This is a genomic window from Stenotrophomonas sp. HMWF023, from assembly GCF_003060985.1.
GTDB classification, from domain to species: Bacteria; Pseudomonadota; Gammaproteobacteria; order Xanthomonadales; family Xanthomonadaceae; genus Stenotrophomonas; species Stenotrophomonas lactitubi.
On sequence record NZ_QAIJ01000267.1, the window covers coordinates 1 to 12,483 of the forward strand.

Here is a 12,483-nt window from a genome sequence, read left to right on the forward strand (position 1 = left end):
TTCTACCGGTGGTGGCCCTCCGGCTGGACCGGGGGCTGCGGGTGGGGGCTGCCTGCTTCGCGCCTGTCGGGAAGACGTCGCGGGCGGGCGGCGGAATCAGCGCTTGGGCGTGTAACGGCCCTTGGACTGGCTGAGGAAATGATACGTGTTGTTCTTCGAATCCACCTCGAACCCGACGCCGGACTGCTCCATGCCCGGCCGGGTCATGGTCACCAGGGCATCGGTACGGGCGCGGTTGTCCTTCGGGAACACGTCCAGGTGGTCGGTGCGGAAGGTGGTCGGGACCACGCCGGGATCGGCCGGGCTGTCGCCGGCGACGTTGCCGCGCAGCTTCATCTCGTCGCCCTTGGCACTGAGCCAGCCGGTCTCGGCGCGCAGTGTCCAGTGCTTGCCGTCCTTGTCGGGCATTTCGAACAGCGGGGTGGTGATGTTGAGCGTCTGGTCGCCACGCTGGCGTTCCAGCAGGGGCGCACGCAGGGTGGTCGATTCCTTGCCGTGTTCGTCCAGGGCGACGATCTGGAAGTCGTGCAGGATGTAGTCCACACCGGCGTCCTGGCCTTCGACGACAGGTGCCTTTTCACGGTTGCGCAGCGCGGCCCAGCTGCTCAGCAGGGCCGCCAGCAGCAGGCCCACGCCGAGGATCATCCGCCAGTTCAAGGTGGGGGCATTCATGCGCCGAACCTCGCCAGCACGGCGTCCAGGCGGCCCTGCGCGGCCAGCAGCACGTCGCACAGCTCGCGCGCGGCACCACGGCCGCCGTCGGCGCGGGTGATCCAGTGCACGCGCTCGGCGATCCACGGATGGGCATTGGCCGGGGCCACGGCCAGGCCGACCGCGCCCAGCGGCGCCAGGTCCGGCAGGTCGTCACCCATGAAGGCCACCTGCTCCAGGCCGATGCCGTGCTGCGCGCACAGCGCCTGCACGCTGGCCAGCTTGTCGCCGACGGCAATCTGGGTGTCGATGCCCAGGTCGGCGCCGCGCTTGAGCGCGGACTGGCTGTTGCGCGCGGTGATCAGCACGGGGTGGATACCGTGCTGCTGCAGCAGTTTCAGGCCCAGGCCATCCTGCACGAAGTACGCCTTGCTCTCGTTGCCATCCTTGTCGTAGTACAGCCGACCGTCGGTGAGGGTGCCGTCCACGTCGAAGCAGGCCAGGCGGATATTGGCCGCAGCGGCATGCAGGTGGGCGGGGAAGGCGGGCAGGGGGGACCAGGGCATCAGGGCATCGGACTCGGTGATTGCGGGCTCGTTGGTACAGACTGAATGGGGTCTACGGACTGTCGGTTAAACCACCCGGGCCCGCAACAGGTCATGAATGTTCAGGGCGCCGACCGCGCGGCCCTGGCTGTCGACCACGATCAGGCCGGTGATCTTGTGGGTTTCCATCAGCCGGGCAGCCTCCACCGCCAGCTTGTCGGCGCTGATGGTGCGAGGTTGCCGGGTCATCACATCGGCGATCCTGGCGGTGCGCACGTCCAGGTCGGTGTCGAGGGCGCGGCGCAGGTCGCCGTCGGTGAACAGGCCGATCAGCACGCCCTGGTCGTCGACCACGGCGGTCATGCCCAGGCGCTTGCGGCTCATCTCCATCAGCGCTTCGCTGAGACTGGCGCCGACATCGACCTTGGGCAGGTCCTCACCGGTGTGCATGACGTCGGTGATGTGCAGCAGCAGGCGGCGGCCGAGGCTGCCGGCCGGGTGCGAGCGGGCGAAATCGTCGGCGGTGAAGCCGCGCGCGTCCAGCAGGGCCACCGCGAGGGCATCGCCCATCGCCAGCGAGGCGGTGGTGCTGGAGGTGGGCGCCAGCGCCAGCGGGCAGGCTTCGGCCGGCACGCTTACATCCAGGTGGAAATCGGCGGCGCTGGCCAGGCTCGACTGCGGGCGGCCGGTCATGGCGATCAGCACATTGCCCTGGCGCTTGAGCACCGGCAGCAGCATCAGCAGCTCATCCGATTCACCCGAATAGGACAGGGCCAGCACCACGTCGTCCTCGGTGATCATGCCGAGGTCGCCGTGGCCGGCCTCGCCCGGGTGCACGTAGAACGCCGGGGTGCCGGTGGAGGCCAGGGTGGCGGCGATCTTGCGCGCGACATGGCCGGACTTGCCCATGCCGGTGGCGACCACCCGGCCGCGGCTGCCCAGGATCGCCCGGCAGGCCTGCTGGAAGGCGTCGCCGAGGCGGTCGGCCACGGCGTCCAGCGCCTGCCGTTCGATCTCGAACACGCGCCGGCCACTGGCGACCAGGGCGGCTGGGTCGGCGGAACGGGGGGGCAACAGGGATTCGGCCATGCGGACGCCACGCAGCGGAAGTAGAATGGACGCACATTTTATTAGGAAAGCCCGTTGGACGCCGACACCATCCGCAATCTGATCGAAACCGGCCTGCCCGGCGCCCGCGCCGACGTGCAGGGTGACGATGGCGTGCATTTCGAAGCGACCGTGGTCAGCGAGGCCTTTGCCGGCAAGATGCCGCTGGCCCGCCACCGGATGGTGTATGCCACTCTGGGCGACCTGATGGGCGGCGCGATCCACGCGCTCGCATTGAAAACCGTGACCCCGGCCGAAGCCGGCTGAACCGCAGAAGATCCCCAATACATGGCCAAGATCGTTGTGACCGGCGGCGCTGCGCTGCACGGTGAAGTAAGCATCTCCGGCGCCAAGAACGCCGTCCTCCCCATCCTGTGCGCGACCCTGCTGGCCGACGCGCCGGTGGAGATCACCAACGTGCCGCATCTGCACGACGTGGTGACCACGGTGAAGCTGCTGGGCGAACTGGGCGCGAAAGTGACCATCGACCAGGGCACGCTGTCGCGCGGCAGCGCGATCGTGGTCGACCCGCGCCCGGTCAACCAGCATGTGGCTCCATATGAGCTGGTCAAGACCATGCGCGCCTCGATCCTGGTGCTGGGCCCGCTGCTGGCCCGCTTCGGCGCGGCCGAAGTGTCGCTGCCGGGTGGCTGCGCGATCGGCTCGCGTCCGGTCGACCAGCACATCAAGGGCCTGCAGGCACTCGGTGCCGACATCGTGGTCGAGAACGGCTTCATCAAGGCAACCGCCAAGCGCCTGAAGGGTGGCCACTTCACCTTCGACATGGTCAGCGTGACCGGTACCGAGAACGTGCTGATGGCTGCCGTACTGGCCGAAGGCACCACCATCCTCGACAACGCGGCGATGGAACCGGAAGTCACCGACCTGGCGCACTGCCTGATCGCGCTGGGCGCGAAGATCGAAGGCCTGGGCACCGCACGCCTGGTCATCGAAGGTGTCGAGCGCCTGTCCGGTGGCCGCCATGAAGTGCTGCCCGACCGCATCGAAACCGGCACCTTCCTGGTCGCCGCAGCGATGACCGGTGGCAAGGTCACCGTCAACCGCGCGCGTCCGAACACCATGGACGCCGTGCTGGCCAAGCTGGTGGAAGCTGGCGCGACCATCGAGACTACCGAAGACAGCATCACCCTGGACATGCACGGCAAGCGGCCGAAGGCGGTCAACCTGACCACCGCACCGTATCCGGCGTTCCCGACCGACATGCAGGCGCAGTTCATGGCGCTCAACTGCGTGGCCGATGGCGTGGGCGTGATCAACGAAACGATCTTCGAAAACCGTTTCATGCACGTCAACGAGCTGCTGCGCCTCGGCGCGGACATCCAGGTGGAAGGCCACACGGCCATCGTGCGTGGTCACGAACGCCTGAGCGGTGCACCGGTGATGGCGACCGACCTGCGCGCATCGGCGTCGCTGATCCTGGCCGGCCTGATGGCCGATGGCGATACCACCATCGATCGCATCTACCACCTTGATCGCGGCTACGAGAATATCGAAGAGAAGCTGTCTTCGCTCGGCGCCACCATCCGGCGCGTGGCCGCATGATCCTGCGCGGCAAGTTCAGCCGTCGCCGCAAGGCGCTGCTGGTGCTGGTGCTGATCGTGCTGGCGTGGCTGGGCTACGCCTGGTACGCCAACATCGCCATCACCAAGGGCATCGAGCAGAAGGACATGGACTGGAATGGCGACGGCACGGTGACCCGTGACGAGATCATCCAGTCGTTCTATGCGGTGGCGGTGAACGACAGCCAGGACGGCAACCGCCATTGCCGCACCTTCGTGCGTCGATCCACGGGCGAGCAGATCCGGGTGGACTGCCGCACCGAGTTCGCGCCGGCGGAAGAACCGAAGAAATAAAAAAACGCCCGCGAAAGCGGGCGTTTTTTCCTGGGGCATCCATCCACGCATGGCGTGGATCTACTTTGCGTCCCAGTAGATCCGCGCCATGCGTGGATGGCGCGGATCGTCGGTCAGTTCATCGCCTTGATGGTCAGGTCCAGCGCATCGCGACCGCTTTCACGCTGCAGCATGCGCGCCGGCACCGGGAACTCCGGCACGATCCAGGCGATCAGCTCCTTGTTGCCGTCGACGCGCGAAACCTTGGTGGCCTCGTAGCTCTTGCCACCCACGGTGACCGATTCCTTGCCGACCACGCGGTAGGTCATGTTCTTGATGCGGCCTTCGTCGACCATGCGATAGGTCAGCGGCTTGCCGGCAGCCAGGTCACGTGCAATGGCCAGGTTGATCAGCAGCGCGTCCATGTCGCCGGCCTTCAACGCGATCGGACCGGCGCGGTCCGGCTTGATGTCGCCGGTCCAGGTGGCCTGGTTGCTGGTCCAGTTGTAGTTGGCCTGCACATTGCGCTTCTTCACCAGCAATGCCGAGCGGTCCTGGCTGCTGAGCGGGCGCAGCTGCCCGCGCACTTCCTCGAACACCGTGCTCTGGCTCAGGTCGGCCAGCTGGTTCTTGACCTGCAGGCTGTAGCGCCACTTGTTGGTGCCTTCGCTGGCCAGGGTCATGCTGCCGTTGGCCTGCATGCCCATGTAGCTGGCCAGGTAGTCGGCCTTGAACGGCTGCAGGGCCATGGCCGGCAGGCTGGCCACCGACAGTGCGGCGGCAGCGATCCAGGTCAGGGGGCGGGTCAGGGTATTCATGCTCAGACTCCTTGGTATTCGATCAGGCGCAGATCGACGCGATCTTCGCCGTCCTCGCGTTGCAGGATGCGCACCGGGGTGGGGACACCGTTGGCGATCCAGAGAATGGTTTCGTTGTTGCCACCGTTGCTGCGATATACGCGCAGCGCGTTGTAGGACAGGTCGCCGACCTCGACGTTCTCGGTCTGCGGCGCGGCCTGGTAATCGTGCTGGCGCACCTTGCCCATGTCGACGTAGCGATAGTGCATGGCCGCGCCGGGGCGGGCATCGCGCATGATCGCCAGGTTCATCAGCAGGGCGCTCTGGTCGCCGGCCTGCAGCGGAATCGGCTGTGCGCGTTCCTTCTTCACGTCGCCGCTCCACTGCGCGGTGCCGGCCTGCCAGTTGTAGGTGCCGACGGCCTTCTTGCCGAGGAACAGGCCCTTGCGCACCGTGCTCTGGCTGAGGGGCGCATAGACACCGTTGCGCTCCTCGAACACGGTGCTTTGCTCGATGTTCAGGCCAAGCACGCTGGCAAAGCCGCGGCGGCCGACCACCTGCATGTCCACCCGCCACTGGCTGCCGCCGGTGTGGGTGACCTGCATGGTCGCATCGCCCGCTTCCTTGCCCCTGTAGAACGCCTGGTAGGTCGCGCTGAACGGCTGCAGCGGCGGCGGCTCCCAGGCCAGTGCAGGCAGCACAGGCGGCGCCACCTCGGCAGGTGCCGGCGCAGCAGGCGCTGTTGCCTGGCCCCAGCCCGCACAGGCGAGGACGGCAAGCGGCAGCAGCAGGGTTGTACGCAGCAGGGACGTGGTCTTCATGGCCGACAGGAACCGCAGGAGGGGGGCAGAATGCCAGCCCCGCAGTCAGCGGGGCGTGTGCACGGGCGTTACCGGTTCAGGTTCCCGGCGGAATCTAGAGCCAAGGGGCTAAACAGGGGGTGACCGTCGAATGTCGGCTGGCCTTCCCGTTCAGCCAGGCGGCCTGCACAGAGCAGTTCCAGGGTCGCGATCAGCAGCGGATGCTCCACCGCAAGCACGCGTTCGGCCAGGGTCTGCGCATCATCGCCGGCAAGCACCGGAACCCGCGCCTGCGCCAGCACCGCGCCGGCATCCAGTTCGGGCACCACCAGGTGGACGCTGGCGCCGTGCTCGATGTCACCGGCCTCCAGCGCCCGTGCATGGGTGTGCAGGCCCTTGTGCAGCGGCAGCAGCGAGGGATGGATGTTGACCAGGCGGCCATTGAACCGCTGTACGAAATCGGCGCCCAGGATGCGCATGTAGCCGGCGCAGACGATCCAGTCCGGGGCGGATGCAGCCAGCGCATCACCCAGCGCCTGCTCGTAGGCGGCGCGGTCGCTGAATTCCTTCGGCGCATGCGCCCAGCGTCGATCCGCTGCCACCCGCTCCAGTGCGGTCGCATCGGGACGATCGGAGAACACGCCGACAACCTCGGCCTGCAGCCGCCCTGCAGCAATGGCGTCGACAATGGCCTGCAGATTGCTGCCGCGGCCGGATGCCAGTACGGCGATTCGGCAGATGCTCATCGCACCGCGCTCCGGCGCACCAGCGGCCACAGCAACAGGCTGCCCAGGGTTGCCAGCAGCATGTCCGCGTGCGCGTCCCACATGTCGCCCTGCTGGCCGTTGTAGGCTTCGGCGGCCTCCGGCGACAGGGCAAGGGCGATGCCCCATTCCAGCCACTCATACACCAGGCTGGAACACATCACTGCCATCACCGCCAGGGTGAATGCCTGGCCGATGCGCAGCGCAGGCCAGGACTGTCGCGCCAACTGCAGCAACGCCGGGGTGAAGCAGACCCCATAGAGAAAGTGGATCAGGCGATCGAAGTGGTTGCGCTGCCAGCCGAAGGCTGCGTCCGGCGACCATCCGAGCAGCGACTGCAGCCAGGCGTCATAGGGCACGTTGGAATACAGCCAGCGCGCGGCCACGCAGTGGATGGCGATGAAGCCGCAGATGGCGATGAACGCACCATTGTCCAGCTGCCAGCGCCGGTCCACCCACCACAGGGCGAGCAGGCCGATCACGGTCAGCGAGCTGTGCAGGGTCTGCTCGAGCGGCCACAGCGGATGGATCCAGGTTGCCGCGAATATGCACAACACCGCGGCCAGCGCGACCTTTTTCGGTCCTGACAGGGAGTGGGTGGCGCGGTTGCTGGCGAGCGTGGGAGCAGCGGGCGTGGACATGTCGGAGCGATCAGCAGAAGGGACGGAACATGCGCCTGCCAGCTCAGACGCTGACGTGGTCGCCGCGGTCGAACAGTGCAGCGATCTCCGGCTTGCGCAGGAAATACACCGCATAGGCAGTCAGCGCCATGCCCAGCGGGCCGGCAAGCACTGCCGCCCAGGCCGCGCCACGACACCAGGCCAGGTTGCTGCGCTGGCCAAGCAGCCGCGCGGTGCGCAGCTGCAGGAAGCCCAGCCCGATGGCCAGCAGCGACACCGCGCCGTACACCGTCGCCAGCACGGCACCGTCATCCATGCCGCGTTCGAAGGCGACGATGCCGACAAAACCGAGGAACACCAGCGCTGCCAGCCAATGGAAGCCTGCCAGTGCGTAGAACAGGATCTTCAGGTTGTGCAGGTGGCTGGCGGTCTGCAGATCGGCCAGGGTCTGCCTGGGCAGCGGTGGCGGGTTCAGTCCATCGTTCATGCCACACCTGCCTGGCCAGCGAAGGCGGCCTTGACCTGCGGGCGCAGCAGCACGACCAGGGTGAACACGCCGAGGATGGTGCCGATGGGGGTGAACAGGCACGACAGCCCCGCCACGATCATGCACAACAGGTAGCGGCGCTGCTGCGACAGGCAGCGGCCGGCATAGGCGACAAAGCCGGCCAGGGTCAGCCCGCCGAGCACGATGCAGAAACCCATCACGGTGAACAGCCAGCCGACGAACTGCTGTTCTTCCGGCGAAGACGGTTCACCGCCGGACTTCATCGGCAGCGAGCCGGACAGCATGGCGATGCCCAGCACGATGTGCAGGATGAAGATCAGCGAGAACACCGCCATCAGGCCAGCGACCACGTAGTGGCCGATTGCCAGCTGGCGCAGCTGGGTGGCGTCCTGCGGGCCGAACACCGGCACGGCCGGGTTCGGCGGCAGCACCGGCGGAGCCGGCGGCGTCGACAAGGGAGGGGGTGCGTCCATGCGGGTTCCTTTGTCCAGTGGATCAGGCGATGTGGACGCGTTCGCCGCCCTGGGCGGTGACCACCTGGCCGATCGTCCAGTGGTCCAGGCCCTGCGCCTTGACCGCAGCGGACACGGCCTCCAGCTGGTCCGGGGCGACGATCAGCACGAAGCCGATGCCGCAGTTGAAGGTGCGCCACATTTCGCTGTCGGCCACCGCGCCTTCCTTCTGCAGCCACTGGAACACCGGCGGCAGGGTCCACGACGAGGCCTGGATGTCCAGGCCGAGGCCCTCGGGCACCACGCGGATGATGTTCTCGGTCAGGCCGCCGCCGGTGATGTGGGCCATGCCGTGGATGGCATCGCCATGCGACTTCAGCAGCGACAGGATCGGCTTGACGTACAGGCGGGTGGGGGCCATCAGCGCATCGACCAGCTTGACCCCGCCTTCCAGCTCCAGCTCGGCCGGGCGGCCGGCGCGGTCGTAGATGCGACGGACCAGCGAATAGCCGTTGGAGTGCGGGCCGGATGAGGCGATGCCGATCAGCACGTCGCCGGCGGCGACATGGGCGCCGTCCTTCAGCTCGCTCTTTTCGACGGCAGCGACGGTGAAGCCGGCCAGGTCGTACTCACCCGGCGCGTACATGTCGGGCATCTCGGCGGTTTCGCCGCCGATCAGGGCGCAGCCGGCCTCGGTGCAGCCATTGGCGATGCCGCCCACGACTGCGGCGGCGGTGTCGATGTCCAGCTTGCCGGTGGCGAAGTAGTCCAGGAAGAACAACGGCTCGGCGCCCTGCACCAGCACGTCGTTCACGCACATGGCGACCAGATCGATGCCGATCGTATCGTGGCGGTTCAGCTGGTGGGCCAGCTTCAGCTTGGTGCCGACGCCGTCGGTACCCGACACCAGCACCGGCTCGCGGTACTTGTTGGACAGGTCGAACAGGGCGCCGAAGCCACCCAGGCCGCCCATCACCTCCGGACGGAAGCTGCGCTTGACCAGGGGCTTGATCCGCTCGACCAGCTCGTTGCCGGCGTCGATGTCGACACCCGCGTCACGGTAGGTGAGGGGGGAAGGGGCGGAAGACGGGCTGTTGGTCACGGGCGTCGGCGCTGGCAGGGGTTGAATCGCCGATTTTAACAGGCCGCATTGGCGCAAAGGCCGTATTCGGGCAACAATTCCCCCCGGATACGTCGAGCCAATGGATGTCCTGATGCGCCGCAGCCTGTTTTTGACCCTGCTCCTTGCGCTGTGCCTGCCGGTGGCCACGATGGCCCAGAGCGGCATGCGAACCGAGGGGGATGTTGCCACTGCCAGTGGTGCGTACGAGGCCGAAGTGCCCGTCAACAGCCAAGCCGAGGCTGACCGCAACGGTGCACTTGCCCGCGCGTTGAGCGTTGTACTGGGCAAATTGTCCGGCGATCGCAGCGTCATGTCGCGCCCTGGCGTGGCGCAGGCGTTGCGCAATGCCAAGGACTACGTGGCCAGCTACGACTACAAGCAGGACCAGAGCGTGGCCGCCAGCGGTGCGCCGAGCTTCCGTACCCTGCTGGTCGCCCGCTTCCGCGAGGATGACGTGGACGGGCTGGTGTCGGCTCTGGGTCTGCCGCTGTGGCCGCAGCCACGACCGAAGCCGGTGCTGTGGCTGGCCGTCGATGACGGCAGCGGTCCGCGTCTGGTCAGCGTGCAGCAGGCCAATGCCGCGCGGCCGCTGCTGAGCCGGGCCATCGAGCGCGGCTACAAGCTCGGCCTGCCCAGTGGTGGCGCCGCCGAGCAGGCCCTGGCCGGTGCCATCTGGCGCCAGGACAGCGCTGCCGTCGCCCGCGCTTCGTCGCGCTATTCGCCGCCGATGCAGCTGATCGGCAAGCTCTACCGCGCCAATGGCGGCTGGCAGGCGGACTGGGTGTTCGTCGACAACGGCCGTGAACTGAACAAGTGGACCAGCAAGGACGCCAACGCGATGCGCGCGATGGCCGCCGGTGCCGATGGCGCTGCCGATGCGCTGGTCAAGCGTTATGCCAAGGCCGGTGCGGCCACCGGCCAGGCGGGCACCTACCGCGTGGTGGTGACCGGCATCAACAGCGCGGACGAATACCTGCGCCTGGCTGCCGGCCTGCGTGAAGTGGCGGTGGTGCGCAACGTCACTCCGCTGCGCGCGACTGCCGATCATCTGGAACTGAATCTGGAAATGACCACCGGCCTGGCCGGCTTCAACCGCATGCTCGGCGACAACGGCGTGCTGGTGCCGTCGGCGACCCTGCCGGCCCTGCCGACGCCGATCGACGATACGACCGGTGCACCTGCACCGGCGCCGGTCAGCAACGAGTACCGCCTGCGATGATCCTGTCCCCGGAAGCGGAAATCGCGCAGTTCCTGCGTCGGCTGAAGTACATCCTGCTGGCGGGTCTGATCGGCTGGATCGTCTGGCTGCTGGCACCGATCCTGACCCCGTTCGTGCTGGCGCTGGCGCTGGCCTGGCTGGGCGATCCGCTGGTGGACCGCATCGAGGCCACCGGCCGCTCGCGCATGACCGGTGTGGTGCTGGTGTTCGTGGCGATGGTGCTGGTGATCGTCGCGCTGCTGCTGGTGCTGGTGCCGATGATCGAGCGCCAGATCACGACCTTGATCGCAGCGGCGCCGCAGGCGCAGGCCTGGTTGATGGAGAAGGGCATTCCCTGGTTCGAGCAGAAGACCGGGCTGGAAGTGATGCAGTGGATGGACCCGGACCGACTGATCGAGTGGGTGCGCAGCCATTGGCAGCAGGCCGGTGGGTTCGCAACGACCTTCATGGGCTACGTATCGCGCTCGGGCTTCACGGTGGTCACCTGGGTGGTCAACCTGTTGCTGCTGCCGATCCTGGCGTTCTACTTCCTGCGCGATTGGGACAAGCTGGTCGAGCGTGTGGCATCGGTGATTCCGCGCAACCAGATCGGTACGATCACCGCGCTGGCGCGTGAATCCAATGAAGTGCTCGGTGCGTTCATCCGCGGGCAGTTCCTGGTGATGCTGGCGCTGGGCGTGATCTACGCCGGTGGCCTGTCGCTGGTCGGGCTCAAGCTGGGCCTGTTGATCGGCCTGATCGCCGGCCTGATCAGCTTCATTCCCTACCTGGGCGCGACCACCGGCATCCTGATGGCGATCGTGGCCGCGCTGGTGCAGGCGCAGGGATTCGACCTGAAGCTGCTGATCCTGGTGGGCGTGGTGTTCACCGTCGGCCAGCTGCTGGAGAGCTACGTGCTGACCCCGCGCATCGTCGGCGACAAGATCGGCCTGCACCCGGTGGCGGTGATCTTCGCGGTGATGGCCGGTGGCCAGCTGTTCGGCTTCCTGGGCATGCTGCTGGCGCTGCCGGTGGCGGCGGTGACCAACGTCCTGTTGCGCTATGCGCACCAGCGCTACCGGCAGAGTGAGCTGTATGCCGGCGAGAAGCCCGCGATCGTGCTTGATGGCGTGATCGACCAGCCCCATATCATCGTGCCTGGCAATGACAAGGGTCCGGAACTGAAGTGATTGGTGTGCCGCAACTTCCGCTGGCCCTGCATTACCCGCGGGACCAGCGCCTGGAGAGCTTCATCGGTGCGCCGGACGGCGCGCTGGCGCAGCTGCGTGCCATCGCGGTAGGGGCCAGCCACGATTGGATCTACCTGGAAGGCGCGGCCGGCACCGGCAAGACCCATCAGGCGCTGGCGATGTGTTCCAGCGCCGAGCAGGCCGGGCGCCTGCCGACCTACGTGCCGCTGGCCAGTGTGGTTGGCCGGGTGCGGGTGGCGCTGGAAGGACTGGAGCAGCGCGAGCTGGTGGCGCTGGATGGGTTGGATGCGGTGGCGGGCAACCGCGAGGACGAAATCGCGTTGTTTGATTTCCACAACCGCGCGCGCGCTGCCGACGTGACGGTGCTGTACACCGCACAGAAGTCGCCCGGCGAACTGGGCCTGGTGCTGCCGGACCTGCGTTCGCGCCTGGGCCAATGCGTGCGCGTACTGCTGCAGCCGCTGGACGAGGAAGGCCGCGCGGCGGTGCTGCGCGAGCGCGCGCTGCGCCGTGGGCTGGCGATCGACGAGGCTGCCATCGAGTGGCTGCTGTCGCACACCGGCCGCGAGCTGGGTGGGCTGATCACGCTGTTGGACTGGCTGGATCGCGAATCGCTGGCGGCGAAGCGGCGGATCACCGTGCCGTTCCTGCGCCAGGTACTGGAAGAAGGCCGTCCTCGCTACTGAGGGATGTTGTCCGGCAGGGCTGCGCCCTGCACCCGCCGAAGCAACGTCAACGTCAACGTCAAAAGCGGGCTATCCGTGGGATGGCGGGGTGGCTCAGGTTGCGGGGGACGGCGCAAGTACGTCCATGTAGCCTCGGTCGCGCCATCCATGGCGCTCACGCCCCCGCAA

The 12,483-nt window shown here is 67.4% G+C and carries 16 protein-coding genes; 6 read left to right on the forward strand and 10 right to left on the reverse strand.

Annotated elements, in window-relative coordinates:
• Positions 1-96: 96 nt before the first annotated feature.
• The 3 genes from lptC to DBR20_RS15275 form a co-directional block, all read right to left on the reverse strand.
• Entirely contained in the window at positions 97-672 is a 576-nt protein-coding gene (gene lptC / locus DBR20_RS15265; protein WP_089239303.1) for an LPS export ABC transporter periplasmic protein LptC, read from the reverse strand.
• Positions 669-1,217: an HAD hydrolase family protein gene (locus DBR20_RS15270; RefSeq protein WP_108266762.1), complete on the reverse strand. Its 549-nt coding sequence runs from the start codon at positions 1,215-1,217 to the stop codon at positions 669-671. The genes lptC and DBR20_RS15270 overlap by 4 nt, the downstream gene beginning before the upstream one ends.
• A 66-nt stretch (positions 1,218-1,283) precedes the next feature.
• A complete protein-coding gene (locus DBR20_RS15275; RefSeq protein WP_025874015.1) occupies positions 1,284-2,285 on the reverse strand; it encodes a KpsF/GutQ family sugar-phosphate isomerase in 1,002 nt (333 codons plus the stop codon).
• 54 nt (positions 2,286-2,339) lie between these two features.
• On the opposite strand from DBR20_RS15275, the gene DBR20_RS15280 reads away from it, so the two are divergent.
• From DBR20_RS15280 to DBR20_RS15290, 3 genes are read left to right on the forward strand one after another with little or no spacing between them, the layout of a single operon-like run.
• Entirely contained in the window at positions 2,340-2,570 is a 231-nt protein-coding gene (locus DBR20_RS15280; protein WP_089239309.1) for a BolA family protein, read from the forward strand.
• 21 nt (positions 2,571-2,591) lie between these two features.
• The gene (murA, locus tag DBR20_RS15285) at positions 2,592-3,866 is read left to right on the forward strand and encodes a UDP-N-acetylglucosamine 1-carboxyvinyltransferase (RefSeq protein WP_108266763.1); all 1,275 of its coding nucleotides are present in this window, start codon (positions 2,592-2,594) and stop codon (positions 3,864-3,866) included.
• Positions 3,863-4,177 carry a hypothetical protein gene (locus tag DBR20_RS15290; RefSeq protein WP_089239313.1) on the forward strand — a complete coding sequence of 105 codons (315 nt, stop codon included), beginning with the start codon at positions 3,863-3,865 and terminating at the stop codon, positions 4,175-4,177. The genes murA and DBR20_RS15290 overlap by 4 nt, the downstream gene beginning before the upstream one ends.
• A gap of 113 nt (positions 4,178-4,290) precedes the next feature.
• Here the strand turns inward: DBR20_RS15290 and DBR20_RS15295 are convergent, their stop codons facing one another.
• The 7 genes from DBR20_RS15295 to purM form a co-directional block, all read right to left on the reverse strand.
• Positions 4,291-4,974: a DUF3108 domain-containing protein gene (locus DBR20_RS15295; RefSeq protein ID WP_108266764.1), complete on the reverse strand. Its 684-nt coding sequence runs from the start codon at positions 4,972-4,974 to the stop codon at positions 4,291-4,293.
• A 2-nt stretch (positions 4,975-4,976) separates the two neighbouring features.
• The gene (locus DBR20_RS15300) at positions 4,977-5,774 is read right to left on the reverse strand and encodes a DUF3108 domain-containing protein (protein ID WP_108266765.1); all 798 of its coding nucleotides are present in this window, start codon (positions 5,772-5,774) and stop codon (positions 4,977-4,979) included.
• Between the two features lie 68 nt (positions 5,775-5,842).
• Entirely contained in the window at positions 5,843-6,499 is a 657-nt protein-coding gene (purN, locus tag DBR20_RS15305; protein WP_108266780.1) for a phosphoribosylglycinamide formyltransferase, read from the reverse strand.
• Positions 6,496-7,158: a DUF2238 domain-containing protein gene (locus DBR20_RS15310; protein WP_108266766.1), complete on the reverse strand. Its 663-nt coding sequence runs from the start codon at positions 7,156-7,158 to the stop codon at positions 6,496-6,498. The genes purN and DBR20_RS15310 overlap by 4 nt, the downstream gene beginning before the upstream one ends.
• Positions 7,159-7,201: 43 nt before the next feature.
• A complete protein-coding gene (locus tag DBR20_RS15315) occupies positions 7,202-7,624 on the reverse strand; it encodes a hypothetical protein (protein ID WP_108266767.1) in 423 nt (140 codons plus the stop codon).
• The gene (locus tag DBR20_RS15320) at positions 7,621-8,118 is read right to left on the reverse strand and encodes a hypothetical protein (RefSeq protein WP_108266768.1); all 498 of its coding nucleotides are present in this window, start codon (positions 8,116-8,118) and stop codon (positions 7,621-7,623) included. The genes DBR20_RS15315 and DBR20_RS15320 overlap by 4 nt, the downstream gene beginning before the upstream one ends.
• 22 nt (positions 8,119-8,140) lie before the next feature.
• Positions 8,141-9,199: a phosphoribosylformylglycinamidine cyclo-ligase gene (gene purM / locus DBR20_RS15325; protein ID WP_108266769.1), complete on the reverse strand. Its 1,059-nt coding sequence runs from the start codon at positions 9,197-9,199 to the stop codon at positions 8,141-8,143.
• A 112-nt stretch (positions 9,200-9,311) separates the two neighbouring features.
• On the opposite strand from purM, the gene DBR20_RS15330 reads away from it, so the two are divergent.
• Genes DBR20_RS15330 through hda form a run of 3 tightly spaced genes read left to right on the forward strand, consistent with a single transcriptional unit; the run spans position 9,312 to position 12,315 of the window.
• Positions 9,312-10,439: a DUF2066 domain-containing protein gene (locus tag DBR20_RS15330; protein WP_229980843.1), complete on the forward strand. Its 1,128-nt coding sequence runs from the start codon at positions 9,312-9,314 to the stop codon at positions 10,437-10,439.
• Complete coding sequence (locus DBR20_RS15335; protein ID WP_089239329.1) at positions 10,436-11,608, forward strand: AI-2E family transporter; 1,173 nt, start codon at positions 10,436-10,438, stop codon at positions 11,606-11,608. The genes DBR20_RS15330 and DBR20_RS15335 overlap by 4 nt, the downstream gene beginning before the upstream one ends.
• Positions 11,608-12,315 carry a DnaA regulatory inactivator Hda gene (gene hda / locus DBR20_RS15340; RefSeq protein WP_089241202.1) on the forward strand — a complete coding sequence of 236 codons (708 nt, stop codon included), beginning with the start codon at positions 11,608-11,610 and terminating at the stop codon, positions 12,313-12,315. Before DBR20_RS15335 ends, hda begins: the two co-directional genes overlap by 1 nt.
• Positions 12,316-12,483 lie beyond the last annotated feature (168 nt).